The sequence below is a fragment of the Luteimonas aestuarii genome (assembly GCF_004357985.1).
In the GTDB taxonomy this organism is placed as follows: Bacteria; Pseudomonadota; Gammaproteobacteria; order Xanthomonadales; family Xanthomonadaceae; genus Luteimonas; species Luteimonas aestuarii.
Genome location: NZ_SMTF01000019.1, coordinates 37,736 through 60,844, shown reverse-complemented (window position 1 = coordinate 60,844; position 23,109 = coordinate 37,736). Strand labels below are relative to the sequence as shown.

Below are 23,109 nucleotides of genomic sequence, written 5' to 3'. Positions count from 1 at the left end.
GCCCACCGAGACGAAGAACAGCACTGCGAAGGCATCGCGCAGCGGCAGCGAGTCGCTGGCCGCCTTGTGGCTCAATTCACCGTTGAGCAGCATGCCGGCGAAGAACGCGCCCAGCGCGAACGACACGCCGAACAGCATCGCCGAGCCGAACGCCACGCCCAGTGCGATCGCCAGCACGCCCAGGGTGAACAGTTCGCGCGACCCGGTGCCTGCGATCTTCTCCAACGTCCACGGGATCAGCCGTCGCCCGACGACCATCATCACCGTCACGAACAGGGTCACCTGCACCAGGGTCTTCAGCAGCGCGAACAGGATCGCGCCCAGCATGGCCTCGCTTTCCGACACGCCCGGTTCGGCGGGTCCGCCGTTCATGGCCTCGGCGAGCGCCGGCAGCAGCACCAGCGCCAGCACCATGGCGAGGTCCTCGACGATCAGCCAGCCCACCGCGATCCTGCCGCGCTTGGTATCGAGCAGCCGGTTCTGTTCCATCGCGCGCAGCAGCACCACGGTACTGGCCACCGACAGCGCCAGTCCGAACACGAAGCCGTTGATCGGCGACCAGCCCATGCCCCAGGCCAGCAGCCAGCCCAGCGCGGTGGCGACGGCGATCTGCACCACCGCGCCGGGAATCGCGATCGCCTTGACCTCCAGCAGGTCCTTCAGCGAGAAGTGAAGGCCCACGCCGAACATCAGCAGCATCACGCCGATCTCGGCGAGCTGGTTGGCGAGGTCCTGGTCGGCCACGAAGCCGGGGGTGAACGGGCCGACCACCATGCCCGCCAGCAGGTAGCCCACGATCGGCGACACGCGCAGCTTGTTCGCCAGCGCGCCCAACAGGAAGGCCAGGCCGAAACCGACCGCGACGATGTCGATCAGGCTGGTGTCGTGTGGCATCGTGCGGCGCAATCCGGTTGCCGGAGTTGCAGTGTCGCCGATCCCGTGCGCCATCGGCAAACGAGACGGCCTGGAAGAAGAACGCCCCGCGGTGCGGGGCGTTCGATCACGGCGTCATGGCACGAGGCCTACCAGCGGAAGCCGACGCGCCCGTACACGAATGCGCCGTTGAAGCCGAACGGACTCTGCGACGGGTACGGCAACTGCCCGGACGTCGACGTCGCGAACAGGCTCTCGTCCGGATATTCGTTGAGCACGTTGTCGCCGCCCAGCGTGAACTCCCAGCCGCCGGTCTTGTAGCTGAAAGCCAGGTCGAGCAGCCATTTGGCGTCGAAGGTCTGGTCCAGCGTGGGACTGGCGTTGCGGATGGTGAATTCGCCGTAGCGCGTGGCGGTGGCGCTGACGCTGAAGCCGCCGCGGGTCCACACGTTGTTGAGGAAGAACTTGTCGCGCGGCGCGCCCACCTCGAAGCGACCCAGCTCGACACGCCCGAAACGCAGCGCCGTTGGATCGATGGCCTCCAGTGCGGCCGGGTTGGGGGCGACGCGGTCGATCTCGGTCTTGTTGTAGTTGTAGCCGCTGGTGAAGTCGAGCGTGCTGCCGGCAAGCGCCAGTTTGTACGTGCCGACGATGTCGATGCCGGTCGTGGTGGTGTCGAGCGCATTGGTGAAGTAGCGACCGCCGGCGACGTCGGGGAAGCCGTTGGCATTGAGGTAGTTGCGCACTGCGGTACTTGTCAGGTTTTCCGAAAGGGTGATGCGGTCGGTGACCTTGATGCGGTAGGCGTCGACCGTCAGGTAGAGGCCGTTGGCAGGCGTCAGCACCAGTCCCAGGCTGAGGTTCTCGGACTCCTCGGGCTTCAGCGGCTCGGCGCCCAGCGCGATGCCGGCGGGATTGGTCACGCGGAAGGTGACCAGGTCGAACGGAATGCCGCCAATGAAGTTCGTAGACGTGGTCTGGTAGTACTGCTGCGACAGCGCCGGGGCGTGGAAACCGGTCGATGCGGTCGCGCGCACCGCCACCGCATCGTTGAACGCATAGCGGCCGGTGAGCTTGCCGGTGGTGGTGTCGCCGAAGTCGCTGAAGTCCTCGTAGCGCACGGCCACGCCCGCGGTGAAGCGGTCGGTCAGGTCGGCCTCGAGGCCAGCGTACAGCGAGATGTTGTGGCGGTCGAAGCTGCCGCTGTCGCTTGGGCGGAAGCCCGGGAACACCTGCGCACCGGAGGGCGCGGGCGCGCCGCCGACCAGCACGCCGCCGTTGACGTACGAACCCGGCTCGCCGGGACGGATGGTGTATTGCTCGCCGCGCCATTCGGCACCGTAGGACAGCGTGACCGGGTACTGCAGGCCCCATTCCAGCGGCTTGTTGAAGTCGAAATTCAGCACGTGCTGCTTGAGCTCGAGCGCACCGGCGAAGAACTGCGTGGGCGACGTCGGGCCGAGGCTGCGGTTGAGCGTGTTGAGGATGTCGAACTCCAGCTCGTTCGAGCCGTACGTGTAGCTGATGTCGATGTTGGTGCCGCCGGCGGTGAAGGTCTTGATGCCGCTGGACACGCTGACGTCGGTGGACGTGTTGAGGATCTGCGGCAGGAAACCGTCCGGATAGATCGACGGGATGTTGCGCGAGTCGCCGGCGGGGCGGAAGAAGCCGTTCGACAGCGTCTCCCGCTTCGTGTGCAGGCCGTAGGAATAGAAGGTCAGGTAGTCGGTGATGTCGACCTCGCCGTTGTACAGCAGCGACAGGTTGTCGACCTCGGGGTCGCCGTAGCGCTGCACCACGCGCCCGGCCGGTGCGCTGGTCGGCGTGACCGTGCCCTGGAACGGGCGCGCGCGGTCGGACTGGTCCTGGTGGCCGCCCTGCACGGCGAGGTGCAGCTTGCCGGACTCGCCCAGGGCGAAACCGGTGTCGGCCTGCAGCTGGTACTGGCGGCCATCGCCGGCGCTGTACTGGCCGCCGGTCGCGACCACGCTGCCGCCGCTGCCCGAGCCCTTCAGCACGATGTTGACCACGCCTGCGATCGCATCCGAGCCATATTGCGCCGACGCGCCGTCGCGCAACACCTCGACGCGTTCGATCGCCGCGATCGGGATCGAGTTCAGGTCCACCGGGGCGGAGCTGCGGCCCTGGCTGCCGTTGACGTTGACCAGCGCGCCGGGGTGGTAGCGCTTGCCGTTGACCAGCACCAGGGTGTGGTCCGGCGCCAGGCCGCGCAGCTGCGCCGGGCGCACGGCGTCGGTACCGTCGTTGATCGCGGGGCGCGGGAAATTCAGCGACGGCACGGCGCGCGACAGGGCGGTGGCCAGTTCGACGGTGCCGGTGGCCTGCAGCACCTCGGGCGTGATGATGTCGATGGGGGCGGTGGATTCGGCAACGGTGCGGTCGGTGACGCGCGTGCCGGTGACGATCACCGTGTCGAGGGCGCGTGCGGTATCGGCGGCCTCCTGTGCGGCAACCGGGGCGACCGCGAGCGCGGCGGCGATGGCGATGAAGAGTGGGGCGGGTCTGCGTTCCATGGCATTTCCTCGGAATGGTGACTGTCGTTGTTGTTTTTGTGATCGGAAAAGGTTGCGCTTGTAATCGTTTTAATGTAGGCGCACAGCCGAGATACAGGGGCGGGTGGGCCATCGTCAAGGGCACCGCCGCCGCCGACGCCTTCGGGCCCGGCCATCGATAAACTGTGCGCCGGTTTCGGGCCAATCACGTCGGGTTATGTCTTGATCGCTTTCCGCAATTTCGCCCTCCGCCGCGGCGAGCGCCTCCTGCTGTCCGATGTCGACCTGGCACTGCACGCCGGCATGCGGCTTGGCGTGGTGGGACGCAACGGCACCGGCAAGTCCAGCCTGTTCGCGGCCGTCCGCGGCGAAGTGGAAGCCGACCGTGGCGACCTCGACATCCCCAATCGCGTGCGCATCGCGTCCATCGCGCAGGAGATGCCGTCGCTGCCGGACCCGGCCATCGACTTCGTGCTCGGCGGCGATGTCCGCGTGGCTGCGGCGTTGAAGGCCGAGGCCGAGGCGCTGGCGGCGGAGGACTGGGAGGCGGTGGCCGAAGCGCACCACCTGCTGGAGGAAGTGGGCGGCTACGACGGCACCGCGCGTGCAGGCAAGCTGCTGCATGGGTTGGGTTTCCCTGGCGACACCCACCAGCGTGCGGTGTCCACCTTCTCCGGCGGCTGGCGCGTGCGCCTGAACCTGGCGCGCGCGCTGATGACGCCGAGCGACCTGCTACTGCTGGACGAACCCACCAACCACCTCGATCTCGACGCGGTGCTGTGGCTGGAGCAGTGGTTGCTGAAGTATCCCGGCACGTTGCTGTTGATCTCGCACGACCGCGAGTTCCTCGACAACGTCTGCACGCACACGCTGCACCTGCATGGCGGCAAGGCCAAGCTGTACACCGGCGACTACACCTCGTTCGAGCGCCAGCGCTCCGAGCAGCTGCGGCTGCAGCAGATCACGCACGAGAAGACGCAGGCCGAACGCGCACACCTGCAGAGCTTCATCGACCGGTTCAAGGCCAGCGCGGCGAAGGCCAAGCAGGCGCAGTCGCGGGTCAAGCGCCTGGCGAAGATGGCCGACACCGAAGCGGTGCGTGCCGAGCGCGAGGTGCGGATCGACTTCCCGGCGCCGCCGAAGCTGCCCCATGCGCTGTTGCGCATCAACCACGGCGTATGTGGCTATGCCCTTCCCCCGCGTGCGGGGGAAGGGGCCCGCAGGGCGGATGGGGGCAAGGCGACGGAAGCCGGCCCCCACCCCGGCCCGCCCGGCCCGGCGCAGCGCGCCGGTCGTTCGGGTGACCTGCGTGGCAGTGCCGCGCAAGCAGGTCTCCCTCACCCCCCGCAAGCGGGGGAGGGAGCAGTTGTCATCCTCGACAACGTCGGCTTCGGGCTTGAAGCAGGCGACCGCATCGGCCTGCTGGGACCGAATGGAGCCGGCAAATCGACGCTGGTGAAATCGCTGGTCGGCGAATTGCCGTTGCTCGATGGCGAGCGCTACGCGCACACCGACCTGCGCATCGGCTACTTCGCCCAGCACACCGTCGAGGCGCTGGTGGCCGGCACTTCGCCGATCGACCACCTGCGCGAGATTTCGCCGAACGTCGCCATCCAGGAATTCCGCGGCTTCCTCGGCAAGTGGAGTTTCCCCGGCGACCGCGCGTTCGAGAGCATCGACGGCTTCAGCGGCGGCGAGCGCGCGCGACTGGCGTTGGCCCTGATCGCCTGGCGCCAGCCGAACGTGCTGCTGCTCGACGAGCCCACCAACCACCTCGACCTGGAGATGCGCGAGGCGCTGGCCGAGGCGCTCAGCGATTTCCCCGGTGCCATCGTGCTGGTCTCGCACGATCGCCACCTGATCGGCCTGGTCAGCGATACCTTCTGGCGCGTGGCCGATGGCGTGGTCAAGCCGTTCGACGGCGACCTCGACGAGTACGCGGCGTGGCTGCGCGCACGCGGCAACGCCGGCGAGCTGCGTACGCCGGCGGCGAAGCCGGTCGTGCACGTCGAGCCCGAACCGCCGCCGCCGGGCAAGTCGGTGAAGGTGAATCCGCACAAGCTGGGCAAGGCCGAGGCCCGGGTGGCGGAGCTGGAGCGCGAGATCGCATCGGTCGAACGCGAACTGGCCGATCCCGGCGTGTATGGCGATGCCGCGAAGGTCGCCGCACTCGGACAGCGACAGGCCGCGTTGCGCGAAGAACTCGAAGTCGCGGAATCGGAGTTGCTGGCGTTGTACGGCTGAGCTCCGGTTGCGGGGGCGCTGCGCGGCGGGTACGGTGTCCGGATGAATATCCAGACGACCCTCAAGCTGTGTTCCGTTGCCGCGCTTGCCGTGGCCCTCTCCGCTTGCGTCCGCGTCAGCACGGACTCCGGCGACAATGCCGCCGCCCAGGCCGACGCCGCCGCCGAAACGCTGCAGGACGCGGCTGCAGGCGCCGAACCCGCCGATGCCTTCCTCGCCCGCCTTGCCCGGCACTGCGGGCAGGCCTTCGAGGGCCGCATCATCGCCAACGAACCCCGGTCGCCCGAACCCCACGCATTCGAAGGCAAGACCCTCGTCATGCACGTGCGCGGCTGCGACGACCCGACCCGCGAGCTGCGCGTGCCGTTCCACGTCGGCGACAACCATTCCCGCACGTGGATCCTCACCCGCACCGACAGTGGATTGCGTTTGAAGCACGACCATCGCCTCGAGGACGGCAGCGACGATCCCACCACGATGTACGGCGGCGATACCGCCACGGCAGGCACCGCGCAACGCCAGGAGTTCCCGGTCGACCAGGCGTCCATCGACACGTTCAACGCGCGCGATGGGTTGTCGGTCTCGGTCACCAATGTCTGGGCGATGGAAATCGATCCCGGCCAGCGCTTCCTGTACGAGCTGTCGCGTCCGCAGGACGATCTCAATCCCCAGGGGCGCCTGTTCCAGGTCGAGTTCGACCTGACCCGCCCGGTCGACCTGCCGCCCACGCCCTGGGGTTACTGAGTCCCTGGAGCCGGCGTTGTTTCCGCAGCCCGGCGCACCCTTGAATCCCCGGCCCCAGTCCCCAGACTGGGGCCGGTTTTCGTCAGCAAGCCCGATACCGCCATGCCGATCTACGCCTTCGAATGCACGTCCTGCGGCCACAGCTTCGACAAGCTGCAGAAGCTGTCCGATCCCGATCCGGAGATTTGCCCGTCCTGCGGCGAAGCCGGCATCAAGCGCCAGGTGACGGCACCGGCGTTCCGGCTGGCCGGCAGCGGCTGGTACGAAACCGACTTCAAGAAGGATGGCGACAGGAAGCGCAACCTGGTCGAGTCCGGCGGCGGTGCCGCAAAGCCCGAAGCGGCCTGCAGTGAGTCCGGCAAGCCGGCATCCGGTGAGGCTTCCGGCAAGCCGGAGGCGGCGAAACCTGCGCCCGCGCCGGCTCCGGCGGCGGCCAAGCCTGCCGCCGGAGACGCCTGAGTACCGCGATCAGCGGGCGCTGAACAGCCCGCGGCAGCCGTTGCTCACCCAGATGGTGTTGCCGCGATGGCCCCAGGTGCTGCCTTCGCGACACGGGGCCGAAGACTGTTGCTGCTGCAGGAAGGGGCGCCCGTAGCTGTTGTTCCATGCGCAGGTGTTCTGGCGGTTGTTCTCGCTCGCGCAGCTGACGCTGTAGCCGCTGGCACCTCCACCTGCGTGGCCACCGGCCATGAAGATGCCGCGACAGCCGTGGTTCACCCACAGCACGTTGCCACGCGTGCCCCAGGTGTTGCCTTCGATGCACGGCGCACTGGACAGCTGACGGACAAGTCGCGCGCTGGCTGCGCCGGGGATGGCGCATTCGCGCAGGCGGTTGTTGAGGCTTTCGCAGCGGATCTCGCGGCCGCCGCCGCCGCCCCAGCCCTGGCCGGGGCCGAACTCGGCACGGCAGCCGCCGGTGACGTTGATGCGGCCGGGCATTGCGGTCCAGTTCTGGCCCTCGACGCAACGCGTGTCGGACAGCTGGCGCAGCAGCCGGGACGGCCCTTGCCACGGGGTGCTGCAGGATTGCGGCCGGTTGCGGTCGCTTTCGCAACGCACCACATTGCCTCCGCCGTGCGGTGGGCCGGGGTTCCAGCCACCGCCACTGCTGCCGGCCAGCGAGGTGGCGATGTCCTGCTTGATGCGGCTGAAGGTCCAGTTCGAGCGGTTCACCTGGTCCAGGTAGAAGCGCAGCTGGTCGTCGGGGATGCGCCGCCCCCGCGACTGTTCCGAGTACTCCAGGCTGATCACCCGCACCTGGTCGTCGCGCGAAAGCGTGCGCAGGTTTTCCGGCGCGTAGGCGCGCGTCGCGGGCTGGGCGTGGGACGTGGCCGGCATGGCGGCAAGGCCGGCGGCCAGTGCCGCGGTGGTCAAGACGATGCACAACAACCTGCTCATGGCGATCTCCCTCATGGATGGAAGCGATGGCGGTGCCGGCGTCCCTGCCGCGTCCGGGCGTGCGAACCGTTAAAATGCGCCCTTTCCGGCGTCTGCCGGCGGATCGTACACCCGGAGCCCCCATGCGTACCCATTTCTGCGGCCTGATCGACGAGGCGTTGATCGGCCAGCCCGTGACCCTGTGCGGCTGGACCGACGTCGCCCGCAACCTCGGCGGGGTCTGCTTCATCGACCTGCGCGACCACGAGGGCATCGTGCAGGTGACGGTGGAACCGGACAACGTGGACGTGTTCGCGGTGGCCGAGACGCTGGGCTACGAGGACGTGTTGCAGGTCGAAGGCGTGGTGCGTGCGCGCCATGCCGTGAACGCGAAGCTCCGCACCGGCCAGGTGGAAGTGATCGCCACGAAGATCACCGTGCTCAACAAGGCCGAGCCGTTGCCGTTCCACCACCACGAGAATCCCGGCGAGGACACGCGCCTCAAGTACCGTTACCTCGATTTGCGCAGCCCGGAGATGCAACGCAAGCAGCGCACGCGCATCCGCCTGGTGCAGGCGCTGCGTCGCTGGCTGGACGCGCGCGGCTTCCAGGACATCGAAACCCCGATCCTCACCAAGGCCACGCCGGAGGGGGCGCGCGACTTCCTGGTGCCGGCACGCATGCACCCGGGCGAGTTCTATGCGCTGCCGCAGAGCCCGCAGCTGTTCAAGCAGATCCTGATGGTGGCCGGCTTCGACCGCTACTACCAGATCGCGCGCTGCTTCCGCGACGAGGCGCTGCGCGCCGACCGCCAGCTGGAGTTCACCCAGCTCGACATGGAGTTCGCGTTCGTCCGCGAGCGCGACGTGCAGGATGCGGTGGAAGGCATGATCCGCGACGTCTTCAGGGAAGTGATGGACGTCGAACTCGACGCGCCGTTCCCGCGCCTGACCTGGTTTGATGCGATGCGTCGCTACGGTTCCGACAAGCCCGACCTGCGCTTCGATCTTGAACTCGTCGACGTGGCGGACCTGGTCAAGGACAGCGGCTTCGCCGTGTTCACTGGCCCTGCCAACGACCCCGATGGACGCGTCGTTGCGTTGCGCATTCCCGGCGGCGCGTCGCTCAGCCGCAAGCAGATCGACGAGTACGCCGCGCATGCCGCCAAGTACGGCGCGAAGGGGCTGGCCTACATCAAGATCGACGAGGCAGGCGCCATCAGTTCGCCGATCCAGAAGTTCTTCAGCGAAGACGCGTTCGCTGCGTTGCTCGCGCACGTCGGTGCCGGCAACGGCGATATCGTCTTCTTCGGTGCCGGTGCCTACAACAAGACCAGCGACTTCATGGGCGCGGTGAGGCTGAAGGCCGGCAAGGACTTCGGCCTGGTGCAGGACGGCTGGAAGCCGCTATGGGTCACCGACTTCCCGATGTTCGAATGGGACGACGAGGCGCAGCGCTACGTCGCGCTGCACCATCCCTTCACCGCGCCCGCGGTCGACGACATCGACGACCTGCGCGCGAACGCCAGGACCGCGGTGTCGCGCGGCTACGACATGGTGCTCAACGGCAACGAGATCGGCGGCGGTTCGATCCGCATCCATCGCCCGGAGATGCAGAGCGCGGTGTTCGAATTGCTGGGCATCGGCGCGGAAGAGGCGGAGGCGAAGTTCGGCTTCCTGCTGGACGCGCTGCGCTACGGCGCGCCGCCGCATGGCGGCATCGCCTTCGGCATCGACCGTATCGCCGCGCTGATGGCCGGCACCGAATCGATCCGCGACGTGATCCCGTTCCCCAAGACCACCAGTGCGCAGTGCCTGATGACCGGCGCGCCGTCGCCGATCCCGGACGCGCAGCTGGCGGAAGTGCACGTGAGCGTCCGCAAGCGCGAAGACTGAGCGCCGGGCCGGCGGCGCCACGGAGCGCCACCGGCCGTCGATCGGTCGGATCACCCGTCCGCGAAGCGCAGCGGCGCTGTCGCCGGTGCCCGTGCCAGACGTGGCAGGTAGGCGGTGGGGCCGCTGCGTTCGACGCGTGGGCCGCTGCCCAGTCGCAGGGCGCGCAAGGCTTCCTCGGTGACCAGTGTCGCCAGCCTGCGTCCCAGGCAGGCGTGCGCTCCACCACCGAACGCGAGGTGCCCGCGCGCGCCACGCTCCGGATCGAAGCTGCCTGGCCGTGGATAGACGCGCGCGTCCAGGTTCGCCGACGCCCACCACATCAGTAGCGTGGTGCCTGCTGCGATGTGCGTGCCGTCGAACGCGATCGGCTCGCGCGCCATGCGCACGCTGAGCATCGTCGGCGAAGTGAGCCGTAATGCCTCCTGCACCACCGCTTCCAGGGACCAGCGCCCCTCGTGGATGGATGCAGGCAGGCTTGGCTGGCGCAGCAGTACGTCCAATGCGCAGGCAAGGGCGGATGCTGTGGTCTCCACCGCATCGATCGCGAATGCGGCCACCAGGTCCGACGCACGGGCAGGGGTGTCCGGCACCAGCCGTGCCGCCATGTCGATGAGCATGGCGGAGCCTGCGTTGGACTGGTGGGCCTGCAGCAGCGCCAGCAGTCTCGCGGCGGCTGCGTTTGCGCGCATGGACCGCGCTGCATCGGGGGCGTCGTTGAGCGCGGTGTTGATGACGTCCATGTCTTCCGGCAGCGCGTCCGCGCAGGCGGGCGGCAGGTCGCACAGCGCGCAGAACATCCGCGCCGCCAGGGGCCGAGCGAAGTGGGACACCAGGTCCGGCGATGGCTGCGTCGGCAGCGAATGCAGCAAGTCCGAGCAGGCGGCGGCCGCCTCCGGGCGCAGTGCGTCGATGCGTCGCGCAGACAGCCCGGCGACCACGGCGTTGCGCAGCGGGCGGTGGGTGGGTGCCGATTGCAGGAACAGGCCCCAGCGCAGCAGGCGGTTGATGTCCGGATGCCGGGGATCCTCCACCAGCGGATGGCCGTCGGCCCGCGGGTCGCGCGCGAGGGCGAGCAGGGCCCGGTGGCCGAGGACGGCGATTGCGCCGTCGCCCGCGTCGAACAGCGATGCACCGGTGGCGAGTGCGGCATCGAAGAAGGGTTGCGGATCCTGCCAGAACGCAGGATCGGCCGGGAGCGTGAAACGCGGCATGATCATATCTCTCTCCAGTCGAGGCACAGCGGCCCGTCGCGGCACCCTCGGGGGCTGCGACGGGATGGGCATTGGCTGTGCGCTCAGCGCAGACGGATCGAGGCGGTCATCGATGGGCTCCGGTTCGCGCAGAAGTATAGCCAGGCATCAGACACGGCGTCGGCGAACGGCTGGAGCCGTGGTGGCGTCAGCTGCGACAATGCCGCAGTGAACGAACTTCCCGATCGCGTCGGTCCCCCCCTCCAGCCCCGAAGCCTGCACGTTCGCCGGGCCACGGCAGACGACGCCTGGACCCTCTCGGCGCTGGCCACGCGCACGTTCACCGAAACCTTCGGCCACCTGTATCCGGCGGATGATCTCGCGTTCTTCAACGAAAACGCCTACGCCCCCGACAAGCAGCGGGTCATCCTGTCGCATCCCGACTACGCGGTCTGGCTGCTCGAACGCGATGGCGAAGCCGTGGGTCACGCCGCGGCCGGTCCCTGCGGCCTGCCGCATCCGGACGTGCGCGAGGGCGACGGCGAACTCAAGCGGCTCTATCTGGTGAACAGCCTGCAAGGCGGCGGGCACGGCACGCGCCTGATGCAAACGGCAATGGACTGGCTGCTGCGCGACGGTCCACGCACGCTGTGGGTGGGCGTCTGGTCCGAGAACTTTGGTGCGCAGAAGTTCTATGCGCGCCATGGCTTCGAGAAAGTCGGTGGCTACAAGTTCCCCGTTGGCAACACGCTGGACGACGAGTTCATCCTGCGCAGGCCCGCATGAAGACCGACGTCGCCACCATGCTTTCGCGACGCGCCTTGCTGGCGGTCGCCGGCCTTGGATTCGTGCTGTTCGCCGGCTTGTGGCTGCTGTCGATGGCGCGGCCGCACCTGGTGGAGCAGGCCGCGCGCACGCTGCTGGTGGAGGAAGTGGAACGGCGTGTCGGCGAGCGCCTGGACCTGCTGTCCGGGCACACGGTGGTCGGGCTGGCACGCCAGACGATGGCAAGGCATGCCGGCGAAGCGGAACAGTTGCAGCAGCTGCAGCGCATGCTGCCGGCGCGCGTGGCCGGCGTGGTGGATGCCATGTCCGATCCGCAGTGTCCCTGCCGCGCGGAACTGGCGCAGCGGATGCACGACGGGATCGGTGCGCGCCTGCAGCAGCTGGCCCGGCTGGATGAGCGCCTCGATGGCCTGGTCCGCGGTGCGTATGCGCATACCGCCGCCAGGCTGCATCGCGAGTTCCGCATCTTCACCGGTGCCAACGCACTGGTGTTCCTGCTGCTCGGGATCGTCGCGCTGCGCAAGCGGGCGGTGGCGTTGCAGCTATGGGTGCCCGCGGTGGTGCTGGTGGCCGCCGCGACCGCGGCCGCCTGCCTCTACCTGTTCAACCAGGACTGGGTGCGTACGATCGTCTTCGACGACTACGTCGGCTACGGCTATTTCGCCTGGCTTGCATTGCTGGTCGCCCTGTTCGCCGACATCCTGGCCAACCGGGCGCGGGTGACGACACGCATCGTCAATGCCGTCCTGGATGCCATCGGGAGTGCAGTCACGGCAGTGCCGTGCTGAGCGCGTCGCCAGGCCAGGACAATGGCGTGGCGGAGGGCGGGCATCGGCTGTCCAGGTGCCGTTTCGACCGGATGTGCGCGAACGGCCGCATTCGCATGCGGCCGTCGCGTATCGAGCCCTGATTCGAAAGTTCACTCGCGGAGGAAGTCCAGCAAATCCTGGTTGAGCCGATCCTTGTGCGTGTCGGTGATGCCGTGTGGCGCGCCGGGATACACGATGACCTTCGCGCCCTTCGCGTAGCGCGGCACCGCGTTCGCCGTGAGGTCGACCGGCACGATCTGGTCGCCGCCGCCGTGGATCACCAGCGTCGGCACGTCGAACCGACGCAGGTCGCCGCGGAAATCACTGGCCGAGAACGCGGCAATGGAGTCGTACGTGGCCTTGTGTCCTGCCTGCATGCCCTGCGCCCAGAACGACTGGATCAGGCCCTGGTTGGGCGTCGCGCCCGGCTGGTTGAAGCCAAAGAACGGGCCGGATGCGATGTCGAGGTACTGTTGCGAGCGATTGGCCTGCGCGTCCTTGCGGAAGCCGTCGAAGACTTCGAGCGGGATGCCGTCGGGGTTGTCGTCGGTCTTCAGCAGGAACGGCGTGACCGCACCGACCAGCACCGCCTTCTTCACCCGCGCCGTGCCGTGTCGGCCGATGTAGCGCGCCACCTCGCCGCCACCGGTCGAGAAGCCGACCACGGTGACGTCGCGCAGGTCGAGGGCAGCGATCACCGCGGCAAGGTCATCGGCGTAGTGGTCCATGTCATTGCCATCCCAGGGCTGGCTGGAGCGGCCGTGGCCGCGGCGGTCGTGGGCGACCACGCGATAACCCTGCGACGCCAGGAAGATCATCTGCGATTCCCAGCTGTCCGAGTTCAGCGGCCAGCCGTGGCTGAAGGTGACGACCGGGCCGTCCTTCGGGCCCCAGTCCTTGTAGTAGAGGCGGACGTTGTCGTGGGTGACGATGTAGCTGCCGTCGACGGTGGCGCTGGCGGTGGCCTGCGTCGGGTTGGCCGGCTGCGCGGCGTTTGCGGTGAAGCCGGCCTGGAGGGCGAGCGCGAGCAGGCTGGCGGCGAAGGCGCGGGAGACGGTGAGGGTGCGGGTGTTCATGGTGTTTTCTCCGGATGAGTGCGTGCGTGAAGGGCGTTGTCGATCAGTCGGCGATGTGCAACGTCACGTCGATGTTTCCGCGCGTGGCGTTGGAGTAGGGGCAGACGAGGTGGGCCTGGTCGACCAGGGCCTGCAGCATGTCGCGGTCGATGCCGGGCGCCGCGATGGTCAATTCGGCCTCGATGCCGAAGCCGGCGGGGATCTGCCCGATGCCGACCTTGCCGGTGACCGTGGTGGTCGAGGGCAGGGCGACGTTCTGCTTGCCGGCGACGAACTTCAGCGCGCCGAGGAAGCAGGCCGAGTAGCCGGCGGCGAACAGTTGCTCGGGATTGGTGCCGGGGCCGCCGGCGCCGCCCAGTTCGCGCGGGGTGGAGAGGGCGACGTCGAGGACGCGGTCGGAGGACCGGGCGCGACCGTCGCGACCACCGGTGGCGGTGGCCGTCGCTGCGTAGAGGATCTTTTCGATGGACATGGCGGTGGTTCCTGTCTGGGTGGGCTTGCCGGGCGGTGTTGCCTGGTGATGTGTACTTTGCGCGCCCATCCGGAACCATTGGTGATGTAAAGTATTGAAAACTTGATCTGGAGTATCGATATGGCCGACCGGCTCGCGGCGCTGATGGCGCATTTCCCGGTGAGCGCGCAGGTGTTCAACACCGGGGCGCTGTGCGGCATCAACACGCTTGAAAGCGATGGCGTGCACGGCCAGTTGCATCTGGTGCGCAGCGGCCCGGTCGAGATGCGCCACGGCAAGGAAACGCTGCAGGTGGAACGACCGAGCCTGCTGCTGTTCCCGCGCCCGCTGACGCATCGCTTCGTCACCGATCCCGTGCGCGGTGCGGACATGGTGTGCGCCAACCTCGCGTTCGAGGGCGGTGCCGCCAATCCGATCGCGTCGGCGCTGCCGGACGTCGTCTGCGTGCCGCTGGACGAGATCCGGGGCGCCGAGCCGGTGCTGTCGCTGCTGTTCGAGGAAGCCTTCGAGCAACGCTGCGGGCGCGTCGCGCTGGTCGAGCGACTGTTCGAGGTGGTGATGATCCAGGTGCTGCGCCAGCTGATGGAAAGCGGCGAGGTGCGTGGCGGCCTGCTGTCGGGTCTGTCGCATCCGCGCCTGCGCAATGCACTCGTGGCGATGCATGAAGCACCCTCGCGCGAGTGGACGCTGGACGAACTGGCGGACGTGGCCGGCATGTCGCGCAGCGTGTTCGCCATGACCTTCCGCGAGACGGTGGGGACCACGCCGGGCCAGTACCTGCAGGGTTGGCGCATCGGCCTGGCACAACAGGCGTTGCGTCGTGGCCGCCAGTTGAAGGTGATCGCCGCCGACGTGGGCTACGGCAGCGAAGCGGCACTGTCGCGCGCATTCAAGGCGCAGACAGGGCTTTCGCCACGTGCATGGAAGAATGCGCATGCGTTGGCGGCATGAACCTGGAGGGTACGGATGGCAGGCAGGGTGGCCAGGCAGGTGTGCAGGTGATGGCCGTGGCGCCGGACACCCGCCGCGTGATCCTGCTGCACGGCGTGTGGATGGTCGGCGCGACCATGCGCTGGATGGCGGCACGCCTGCGGGAGGCGGGGTTCGAGCCGGAAGTGTTCGGCTACCACAGCATCCTGGGTGGACCAGCGGCGGCGGTGCCGAAGCTGGTGTCTTTGCTGCGCGAAAAGGGGCCAGCGCATCTGGTGGGCCACAGCCTCGGTGGCCTGGTCGCGCTGGAGGCGCTGGCGGCCAAAGCCGTCGACATGCCCGTGGCGCGAGTGGTGTGCCTGGGCACGCCGCTGTGCGGCAGTCGGGCGGCGAGGGTGTTGGCGCGCCGATCGTGGACCGGGATCTACCTCGGGCGCAGCGCCAGCCTGCTTCGGCAGGGGTGCGTGACCTGGCCGCCGGGCATTGAGGTCGGCATGGTCGCCGGCTGCGTGCCGCGGGGCTTCGGCGCCCTGGTCGCGCGGTTCGAGGGCGCGCACGACGGCACCGTATCGGTCGAGGAAACCCGGGCACCGGGGCTGGCCGGCCACGTGGTGGTGGAGGCCAGCCACACCGGGCTGCTGGTGTCGCGCGCCGCCGCCGCGCAGGTCGTCGGCTTCCTGCAGACGGGCCGCTTCCCGGCGTGACGCCGGGCTTGCTGCGCCGCCGTATAATCCCCGCTTTCCCGCAGCATCCGGTTCCTGACGCATGGGACGTGGTCCATCCATCGAGTCGCGCAAGAACGCGGTCGACGCCCAACGGGGCAAGATCTTCACCAAGATCATCCGTGAGATTTCCGTGGCGGCGCGCGCCGGCGGCGGTGATCCCGCGGGCAACCCGCGCCTGCGTAGTGCGATCGACAAGGGCCTGTCGGTCAACATGTCGAAGGACGTGATCGAGCGCGCGGTCAAGAAGGCTACCGGCGAACTGGAAGGCGTGGAGTACGAGGAGATCCGCTACGAGGGCTACGCGCCCGGGGGCGTGGCGGTCATCGTCGACTGCCTGACCGACAACCGGGTGCGTACCGTGGCCGATGTGCGCCATGCGTTCGGCAAGTTCGGCGGCAACCTCGGCACCGAGGGCTCGGTGGCTTTCATGTTCCGGAAGCTCGGCGTGCTGTCGTATGGCGCCGGTGCGGACGAGGATGCGATCACCGATGCCGCGATCGAGGCCGGTGCCGACGACGTGGTGGTGTATCCCGAGGATGGCGCGATCGACGTGCTCACCGCGCCGGATGCCTTCAACGACGTCAAGGACGCGATGGTCGCCGCCGGGCTTGCGCCGGATCTCGCGGAAGTGACGATGCGTGCCGACAACGACATCGCCGTCGAAGGCGAGACCGCGCAGCAGGTGGTCAAACTGCTGCGCTGGCTGGAAGACATGGACGACGTGCAGAACGTGTACTCCAACGCCGACCTCGGCGAAGACGCATACGCGTAAGCCGGTGACGTGACCAGGATCCTCGGCATCGACCCGGGCTCGCAGCGCACCGGCGTGGGCATCATCGACATCGATGCCGCGGGTCGTGCGACGCACGTGTTCAATGCGCCGCTTGTGCTGCTGGGCGAGGGCGACTTCGCGCTGAGGCTCAAGCGCCTGTTGCTGGGATTGAACGCGCTGATCGACGAATGGCGGCCTGACGAAGTGGCGATCGAGCGTGTGTTCCTGGCGCGCAACCCGGACTCGGCGCTCAAGCTCGGACAGGCGCGCGGCGCGGCGATCAGCGCCGTGGTGCTGCGCGACCTGCCGGTGTTCGAGTACGCGGCCAAGGAAGTGAAACTGGCGGTCGTGGGCCGCGGCGGCGCCGAGAAGCAGCAGATCCAGCACATGGTGGGCCTGATGCTGAACCTGCATGGCAAGCTGCAGGCCGACGCCGCCGACGCGCTGGCGGTCGCCATCACCCATGCGAACGTGCAGGCGACGGCGCGCCGCCTCGGTGTCAGCACGCAACTGGCCTGGAGCCGCAAATGATCGGACGCTTGAAGGGAATCCTGGTCCACAAGCAGCCGCCCTGGCTGGTGGTGGACGTGCATGGCGTCGGCTACGAGCTGGAAGCGCCGATGAGTACCTTCTACGACCTGCCGGAGGTGGGCCGCGAGGTATCGCTGTTCACCCACCATGCGCAGAAGGAAGACAGCGTGTCGCTGTACGGCTTCCTCACCGAGTCCGAACGACGGCTGTTCCGCGACGTGCAGAAGGTCAGCGGCATCGGCGCGAAGATCGCGCTGGCGGTGCTGTCGGGCACCTCGGTCAGCCAGTTCGCGATGCTGGTGCAGACCGGCGACGTGGCGGCGCTGACCAAGATCCCGGGCATCGGCAAGAAGACCGCCGAGCGCATGGTGGTGGAACTGCGCGACCGCGCGGTGGACTTCGTCGTCGCCGGTGGCGTGCCGCCGGTGCAAGGCGCTGCCGATCCGCTGTCGGAAGCCACCATCGCCCTGCAGCAGCTGGGCTACAAGCCGGCCGAGGCGCAGAAGATGGCCAAGGCCGCGGCGGCCGATGGCGATCCTGCCGAAGCCATCATCCGCAGGGCGCTGCAGTCCGCGCTGCGCTGACCCACGTTCCAGAGCAAGCCCCCACGCCAAGCCCATGAACACGTCATCCCCATCCCAATCGCAGCATCCGGGCGGGCTGTCCGCGAGCGCGCGCGGCCTGATGTTCGGCGCGATGGCCATCGTCTTCGGCGATATCGGCACCAGTCCGCTGTACACCATCAAGGAAGCGTTCTCGCCGCAGTACGGGCTGGTCGCCAACCACGACACTGTGCTCGGCCTGCTGTCGCTGGTGTTCTGGTCGCTGATGCTGGTGGTGACGCTGAAGTACGTCACCGTGATCCTGCGCGCCGACAACGAAGGCGAGGGCGGCATCATCGCCCTGATGACGCTCACGCGGCGTTTCGTGGCCAAGGGCACGCGCTCGGCCTACCTGATCGGCGTGGTCGGCATCTTCGGCGCGGCGCTGTTCTTCGGCGACGGCGTGATCACGCCGGCGATCTCGGTGCTGGCCGCGGTGGAAGGGCTGCAGGTGGTGTCGCCGCGGCTCAACGGGTTGGTGATCCCGCTGACGCTGCTGGTGCTGGTGGCGCTGTTCTCGATCCAGCGCTACGACACCGCGCGTTTTACACGACTGCTGTTCGGCCCGATCGCGGGATTGTGGTTCTTCGTGCTGGCGCTGATGGGCGTGATGAACATCCTGCACGACCCGGAGGTGCTGAAGGCCGTGAATCCGCTGTGGGCGGCGCAGTTCTTCGCCGACCATACCTTCGGCGGCATCTTCATCCTTGGCGCGGTGATCCTGGCGGTCAGCGGTGGCGAGGCGATCTACACCGACCTGGGGCGCTTCGGTGCGCGCCCGATCCGCCGCGCCTGGTACTTCTTCGTGCTGCCGGCGCTGATGCTCAACTACCTCGGGCAGGGCGCACTGGTGCTCGAGAACCCGGAGGCCGCGCGCAACCCGTTCTACATGGGCGTGCCGGAATGGGGGCTGGTGCCGATGATCCTTCTGTCCACCGCGGCCACGGTGATGGCGTCGCAGGCGGTGATCGCCGGCAGCTTCTCGGTGGCGCACCAGGCCATGCAGATGGGCTACATCCCGCGGATGACGGTGCGCCACACGTCCAGCAGCAACATCAGCCAGATCTACATCCCGGCGATCAACTGGTGGATGATGGCGATCGTGGTCGGGCTGGTGGTGGGCTTCGGCAGTTCGTCGGCACTGGCCAGCGCGTATGGGGTGTCGATGTCGATGACGATGCTGATCGACACCGTTCTGCTGGCCGTGGTGGCGCGCGCGCTGTGGCCGCGCTGGCGGGTGTGGGTGATCCCGCTGTGCATCGTGCTGCTGATGATCGACCTGGCGTTCATCGTCGCCAATTTCGTCAAGATCCCGCTGGGCGGCTGGTTCCCGGTGGCGCTGGGCGTGGTGCTGTTCACGATGCTGCGTACCTGGCGCCGCGGCCGCAAGCTGCTGCGCGCGGAGATCCAGAAGGACGGCATCGACCTGCGCACCTTCCTGCCGGGGCTGATGCTGGCGCCGCCGGTGCGCGTGCCCGGCACGGCGGTGTTCCTCACCGCGGACAAGCACGTGGTGCCGCACGCGTTCCTGCACAACCTCAAGCACAACAAGGTGCTGCACGAGCAGAACGTATTCCTGACCGTGGCCACGCTCAACGTCCCGTACTCGCACAAGCGCATGGTGGTGGAGCAGATGGGCGACGGTTTCTACAAGGTGCTGCTGCGTTTCGGATTCATGGAAACGCCGGACGTGCCGCAGGCGCTGATGCAGACCTGCGACGTCTGCGAACTGGTGCTGGACCCGATGGACACCACCTATTTCCTCAGCCGCGAGAACGTGGTGGCCTGCGTGCGCCGCGGCGGCATGCCGCTGTGGCGCGACAAACTGTTCGGCGCGATGCACCGCAACGCCGCGCCGGTGGCGGGTTACTTCCACATCCCGGGCAACCGGCTGGTGGAACTGGGCGCGCAGGTCGAGATCTGAGCGGAATATTCTCCGCCTGCGACTGCTCCGGTCGTCTGTAGGAGCAGTCCATGCCCGCGACCATCCTCGCCATCCCGGCGCAAGCCGGGACCCAGTGCGCAGGAGAAGTGCCCGAGTCCGGGAACACCGAGGGGCGCCTGCCGGGACCACGCCGAGTCGCGGCCCGATATCCGCTTGGTCGGCGCGGTCCCGGCAGGCGCCTCCACACCTCCAACGGGCGGAACGGAAAGCGAGGGCAAGGGCGCCGCCACTTCGCTCTTTTCCCGAATTCGCGAGCGTCTGTCGAGCGCAGGTCCAATGCCGCCGCAACCGAGCGGATATCGGGCCGCGACTTGCGGTGGCATTGGACCTGCGCGCCCGCGGCCCGTGAGTCCCCCCCGATCGCGGAGAACTTCAAAAGGACGCCGGCCGCCGGGCTGCGCCGGGGTGGCGGAACTGGGAAGGCGCTGCGGTCGGTACCTCTCGCGCCCATCGACGTGCCCGCACGAACGGCTACACCAGATTCGCGAACGTCTCCACCAGCTTGGTCGGTCCGGAGATCACCAGGATGTCGCCGGGCTCGATGTAGGTATCGGCCTGGGCATAGATGAAATCGGCATGGCGGCGCTTCACGCCGACCACGGTGATGCCGTATTTCTGGCGCAGGTTCGACTCGCTGAGGGTCATGTCCAGCGATTCTTCCGGCGCGGTGGTCTTCGCGATGGCGAAGCCGTCCTCGAATTCCATGAAATCCATCATCTTGCCGGTCACCAGGTGCGCCACGCGCTCGCCCATCGCCGCTTCGGGATGCACCACGTGGTGCGCACCGATGCGTTCGAGGATCTGGCCGTGGCGCAAGCCGGTGGCCTTGGCCCAGATGTCGTCGACACCGATCTCCTCCAGCGCCAGCACGGTCAGCACGCTGGCCTCGATGTCGCTACCGATGCCCACCACCGCGTGCTGTACGTGCTTGAGGCCCAACTGCTTCAATGCGTCGATGTCCGTGGAGTCGGCCTGCACCACGTGGGTCAGGCGATCGGCCCACTTCTGCACGCGTTCGGCATTGGAATCCACGCCCAGCACCTCGTGGCCCAGCCGCATCAACGATTCGGCCACCGCTCCGCCGAAGCGGCCCAGGCCGATGACGACCACGCTGTCTTCGGAACCTGCAATTGACTTAGCCAACGATGGGGCGCTCCTCTGGATAGCGGTACAGGCGGCGCGTCGCGCGCAGCGCCAGACCAGTGGCGACGGTCACCGTGCCGACGCGGCCGATGAACATCAGGATGATGATGATGCACTGCCCGGCGGGCGGTAGCTGCGAGGTGATGCCGGTGGACAGGCCGACCGTGGCCGTGGCCGAGATGGCCTCGAACATCACGTCTTCCAGCGGGAAATCGGTCACGCTCATCAGCGCCAGTGTTCCCACGGCAAGCAAGGCCATCGCCAGTAGCACCACGGTCAGCGCCAGGCGCAGCGTCTGCGACGGGATGCGGCGGCCGAAAGCGATGGTGTCGGGTTCGTTTCGGATTTCCGACCACACCGCGAAACCGAGCAGGAAGAACGTCGTCAGCTTGATGCCACCGGCAGTGCCGGCACTGCCGCCACCGATGAACATCATGGCCCACGTGGCGGCCTGGCTTTCCAGGGTCATCGCCCCGGTAGCGATGGTGTTGAATCCGGCGGTGCGCGCGCTGACCGCGCCGAACACCACGCTCAGCCATTTTTCCCACGTCGGCATCCCGCCAAGCGTCGCCGGGTTGTTCCACTCGTACAACGCCAGCACCGCGCCGCCCGCCACGACCAGCAATGCCGAGCCGAGGAGCGTGATCTTGGTGTGCACCGACCAGCGCCGGTAGTTGAACAGCTTGTGCCGCAGCTCGTACACCACCGGGAAACCCAGGCCACCCAGTACCACCGCGAAGGTGATCGCGAACAGCACCCACGGGTCGTGCGCGAAGCCCATCAGGCTGTCCGACCAGGTCGAGAAGCCCGCGTTGTTGAAGGCCGACACCGACTGGAACGCGCCGTGCCAGGACGCTTCTCCCCATCCCATTCCGTAACCGAAGCGCAGCCGCAGCGTCAGCGCCAGCCACACGATCGACTCGACGATCAGCGTGGTCAGCAAGACGATCTTCACCACGCCGCCCACGCTGCCCAGCCCCAGCCGGGTGTCATGCTGCGCGGCCACGCGGGTGTTGAGGTTGAGCCGCCCGGCGACCAGCAGGCCCATCAGGGTGGCGCCGGCCATGATGCCGAAGCCGCCGACCTGGAACAGCCCCATGATCACCACCTGGCCGAAGCCCGACCAGTAGGTCGGCGTATCCACCACCACCAGGCCGGTCACGCACACGGCCGACGTTGACGTGAACAGCGCCGTCAGAAGCGGCGCGGAGCCTTCGCCCATGGTCGCGCCCGGCAGCATCAGCAGGCCGGTGCCGATGACGATGACGATCAGGAAACCGATCGGGAGCAGGCGGGCGGGATGGCGGATGCCCTGTTGCAATGCGGACTCCGACGCGGCCGGGGAGGGGCGCGACGGCGCGCATTGTGCCACGCACGCGATCAAGTCCGCGGCGGGCGCCCACGCTGGCAATCGCGCCAGGCGCCCCCATGTCGATGGACATGGATCGTCTCGACATGCCCGTTTCCCTGCTGGACCTGGCCCCGGTCTGCGAAGGCAGCACGCCGGCGCAGGCCTTCGCCAACGCGCTCGACCTCGCGCGCCATGCCGAGTCGCTGGGCTACACCCGCTACTGGCTGGCCGAGCACCACAACATGCCCGGCATCGCCAGCGCCGCGACCGCGGTGCTGATCGGACACATCGCCGGCGGCACGTCGCGCATCCGCGTCGGCGCCGGCGGGGTGATGCTGCCCAACCACGCGCCGCTGCAGGTGGCCGAGCAGTTCGGCACGCTGGCTTCGCTGTACCCGGGTCGCATCGACCTGGGCCTGGGGCGCGCGCCGGGCACCGACCAGCCCACGGTGCAGGCGCTGCGTCGCTACTACGCCGGTGCCGACGCGTTCCCGTCCGACGTGATGGAACTGCTGCGCTACTTCGAGCCGGTGCAGCCCGGCCAGCCGGTGCAGGCCGTGCCCGGCGCCGGGCTGGACGTACCGGTGTGGATCCTGGGCTCCAGCCTGTTCGGGGCGCAGCTCGCTGCGTCGCTGGGCCTGCCGTATGCCTTCGCGTCGCACTTCGCGCCGGCGGCGATGACCGAGGCGCTGGCGCTCTACCACCGCGACTTCCGGCCGTCGAAGCGGTTGCGCCAGCCGCACGCGATGCTGGCGCTCAACGTGGTCGCGGCCGACACCCGCGCCGAGGCCGAGCGGCTGTTCACCACCCAGCAGCAGAGCTTCGTACGCCTGCGTCGCGGTGCGCCCGGGCTGATCCCGCCGCCGATCGACGACATCGATGCGTTCTGGACGCCGCAGGAAAAAGCCATGGTGGGGCAGGCGCTGGCCTGCGCCGTGGTGGGCGATGCCGCCGACGTGCGCGAGGGCATCGCCGAATTCGCGCGCCGCCATCGCCCCGACGAGCTGATGCTGACTGCCAACATCTTCGACCACGCCGCCCGCCGGCATTCGTTCGCGCTGGCGGCGGACGCGTTCGCGCGAAAGGGCCACGCGGCGGCCTGACCACGATGCGTGGCGACGGGGGCCGTGC

At 68.2% G+C, this 23,109-nt stretch carries 21 protein-coding genes; 13 read left to right on the top strand and 8 right to left on the bottom strand.

Going from position 1 to position 23,109, the window contains the following annotated elements; genetic code table 11:
- On the bottom strand, window positions 1–894 hold an 894-nt coding region (locus E2F46_RS16085; RefSeq protein ID WP_207949623.1), incomplete at its 3' end, for a cation:proton antiporter domain-containing protein.
- A gap of 128 nt (window positions 895–1,022) precedes the next feature.
- Window positions 1,023–3,407 (bottom strand): TonB-dependent receptor plug domain-containing protein, encoded by a 2,385-nt coding sequence (locus E2F46_RS16080; RefSeq protein WP_133323599.1) that lies wholly within the window; start codon window positions 3,405–3,407, stop codon window positions 1,023–1,025.
- A 201-nt stretch (window positions 3,408–3,608) separates the two neighbouring features.
- On the opposite strand from E2F46_RS16080, the gene E2F46_RS16075 reads away from it, so the two are divergent.
- The 3 genes from E2F46_RS16075 (at window position 3,609) to E2F46_RS16065 (ending at window position 6,833) form a co-directional block, all read left to right on the top strand.
- Window positions 3,609–5,630 carry an ABC-F family ATP-binding cassette domain-containing protein gene (locus tag E2F46_RS16075; RefSeq protein WP_133323598.1) on the top strand — a complete coding sequence of 674 codons (2,022 nt, stop codon included), beginning with the start codon at window positions 3,609–3,611 and terminating at the stop codon, window positions 5,628–5,630.
- Window positions 5,631–5,672: 42 nt separating this feature from the next.
- Window positions 5,673–6,374 carry a hypothetical protein gene (locus tag E2F46_RS16070; protein WP_133323597.1) on the top strand — a complete coding sequence of 234 codons (702 nt, stop codon included), beginning with the start codon at window positions 5,673–5,675 and terminating at the stop codon, window positions 6,372–6,374.
- Between the two features lie 102 nt (window positions 6,375–6,476).
- On the top strand, window positions 6,477–6,833 hold the full coding sequence (locus tag E2F46_RS16065; protein WP_133323596.1) for an FmdB family zinc ribbon protein: 357 nt from the start codon (window positions 6,477–6,479) through the stop codon (window positions 6,831–6,833).
- A 9-nt stretch (window positions 6,834–6,842) separates the two neighbouring features.
- On the opposite strand, the gene E2F46_RS16060 is transcribed toward E2F46_RS16065, so the two are convergent.
- Entirely contained in the window at window positions 6,843–7,772 is a 930-nt protein-coding gene (locus E2F46_RS16060) for a DUF3011 domain-containing protein (RefSeq protein WP_133323595.1), read from the bottom strand.
- A 122-nt stretch (window positions 7,773–7,894) separates the two neighbouring features.
- Between E2F46_RS16060 and aspS the strand changes: the two genes are divergently transcribed.
- Entirely contained in the window at window positions 7,895–9,646 is a 1,752-nt protein-coding gene (gene aspS / locus E2F46_RS16055; protein ID WP_133323594.1) for an aspartate--tRNA ligase, read from the top strand.
- Between the two features lie 50 nt (window positions 9,647–9,696).
- Here the strand turns inward: aspS and E2F46_RS16050 are convergent, their stop codons facing one another.
- On the bottom strand, window positions 9,697–10,863 hold the full coding sequence (locus E2F46_RS16050; RefSeq protein ID WP_243720483.1) for a cytochrome P450: 1,167 nt from the start codon (window positions 10,861–10,863) through the stop codon (window positions 9,697–9,699).
- 201 nt (window positions 10,864–11,064) lie between these two features.
- Here E2F46_RS16050 and E2F46_RS17735 point away from each other — a divergent pair, with 201 nt between their 5' ends.
- Both E2F46_RS17735 and E2F46_RS16040 read left to right on the top strand, forming a co-directional pair.
- Window positions 11,065–11,622 (top strand): GNAT family N-acetyltransferase, encoded by a 558-nt coding sequence (locus E2F46_RS17735; protein ID WP_243720482.1) that lies wholly within the window; start codon window positions 11,065–11,067, stop codon window positions 11,620–11,622.
- Complete coding sequence (locus tag E2F46_RS16040) at window positions 11,619–12,410, top strand: hypothetical protein (protein ID WP_133323592.1); 792 nt, start codon at window positions 11,619–11,621, stop codon at window positions 12,408–12,410. The genes E2F46_RS17735 and E2F46_RS16040 overlap by 4 nt, the downstream gene beginning before the upstream one ends.
- 131 nt (window positions 12,411–12,541) lie before the next feature.
- Here E2F46_RS16040 and E2F46_RS16035 read toward each other — a convergent pair whose 3' ends face one another.
- The gene (locus tag E2F46_RS16035; RefSeq protein WP_133323591.1) at window positions 12,542–13,507 is read right to left on the bottom strand and encodes an alpha/beta fold hydrolase; all 966 of its coding nucleotides are present in this window, start codon (window positions 13,505–13,507) and stop codon (window positions 12,542–12,544) included.
- Between the two features lie 43 nt (window positions 13,508–13,550).
- The gene (locus tag E2F46_RS16030; RefSeq protein ID WP_133323590.1) at window positions 13,551–13,979 is read right to left on the bottom strand and encodes an organic hydroperoxide resistance protein; all 429 of its coding nucleotides are present in this window, start codon (window positions 13,977–13,979) and stop codon (window positions 13,551–13,553) included.
- 120 nt (window positions 13,980–14,099) lie between these two features.
- Between E2F46_RS16030 and E2F46_RS16025 the strand changes: the two genes are divergently transcribed.
- From E2F46_RS16025 to E2F46_RS16000, 6 genes are all read left to right on the top strand, one after another.
- Window positions 14,100–14,930: an AraC family transcriptional regulator gene (locus E2F46_RS16025; protein WP_133323589.1), complete on the top strand. Its 831-nt coding sequence runs from the start codon at window positions 14,100–14,102 to the stop codon at window positions 14,928–14,930.
- Window positions 14,927–15,613 carry an esterase/lipase family protein gene (locus tag E2F46_RS16020; protein ID WP_341777571.1) on the top strand — a complete coding sequence of 229 codons (687 nt, stop codon included), beginning with the start codon at window positions 14,927–14,929 and terminating at the stop codon, window positions 15,611–15,613. Before E2F46_RS16025 ends, E2F46_RS16020 begins: the two co-directional genes overlap by 4 nt.
- A 61-nt stretch (window positions 15,614–15,674) precedes the next feature.
- Window positions 15,675–16,406, top strand: a complete 732-nt coding sequence (locus E2F46_RS16015) for a YebC/PmpR family DNA-binding transcriptional regulator (protein WP_133323588.1) — start codon at window positions 15,675–15,677, stop codon at window positions 16,404–16,406.
- Window positions 16,407–16,415: 9 nt separating this feature from the next.
- Entirely contained in the window at window positions 16,416–16,937 is a 522-nt protein-coding gene (gene ruvC / locus E2F46_RS16010) for a crossover junction endodeoxyribonuclease RuvC (RefSeq protein WP_133323587.1), read from the top strand.
- Window positions 16,934–17,521 carry a Holliday junction branch migration protein RuvA gene (ruvA, locus tag E2F46_RS16005; RefSeq protein WP_133323586.1) on the top strand — a complete coding sequence of 196 codons (588 nt, stop codon included), beginning with the start codon at window positions 16,934–16,936 and terminating at the stop codon, window positions 17,519–17,521. The genes ruvC and ruvA overlap by 4 nt, the downstream gene beginning before the upstream one ends.
- A gap of 34 nt (window positions 17,522–17,555) precedes the next feature.
- Window positions 17,556–19,463 carry a potassium transporter Kup gene (locus E2F46_RS16000; RefSeq protein WP_133323585.1) on the top strand — a complete coding sequence of 636 codons (1,908 nt, stop codon included), beginning with the start codon at window positions 17,556–17,558 and terminating at the stop codon, window positions 19,461–19,463.
- Window positions 19,464–19,955: 492 nt separating this feature from the next.
- Here the strand turns inward: E2F46_RS16000 and E2F46_RS15995 are convergent, their stop codons facing one another.
- Both E2F46_RS15995 and E2F46_RS15990 read right to left on the bottom strand, forming a co-directional pair.
- Window positions 19,956–20,627 carry a potassium channel family protein gene (locus tag E2F46_RS15995; protein WP_133323584.1) on the bottom strand — a complete coding sequence of 224 codons (672 nt, stop codon included), beginning with the start codon at window positions 20,625–20,627 and terminating at the stop codon, window positions 19,956–19,958.
- Window positions 20,620–21,948 carry a TrkH family potassium uptake protein gene (locus tag E2F46_RS15990; RefSeq protein WP_133323583.1) on the bottom strand — a complete coding sequence of 443 codons (1,329 nt, stop codon included), beginning with the start codon at window positions 21,946–21,948 and terminating at the stop codon, window positions 20,620–20,622. Before E2F46_RS15990 ends, E2F46_RS15995 begins: the two co-directional genes overlap by 8 nt.
- Before the next feature lie 134 nt (window positions 21,949–22,082).
- Between E2F46_RS15990 and E2F46_RS15985 the strand changes: the two genes are divergently transcribed.
- Window positions 22,083–23,081 (top strand): LLM class flavin-dependent oxidoreductase, encoded by a 999-nt coding sequence (locus E2F46_RS15985; RefSeq protein WP_243720481.1) that lies wholly within the window; start codon window positions 22,083–22,085, stop codon window positions 23,079–23,081.
- Window positions 23,082–23,109 lie beyond the last annotated feature (28 nt).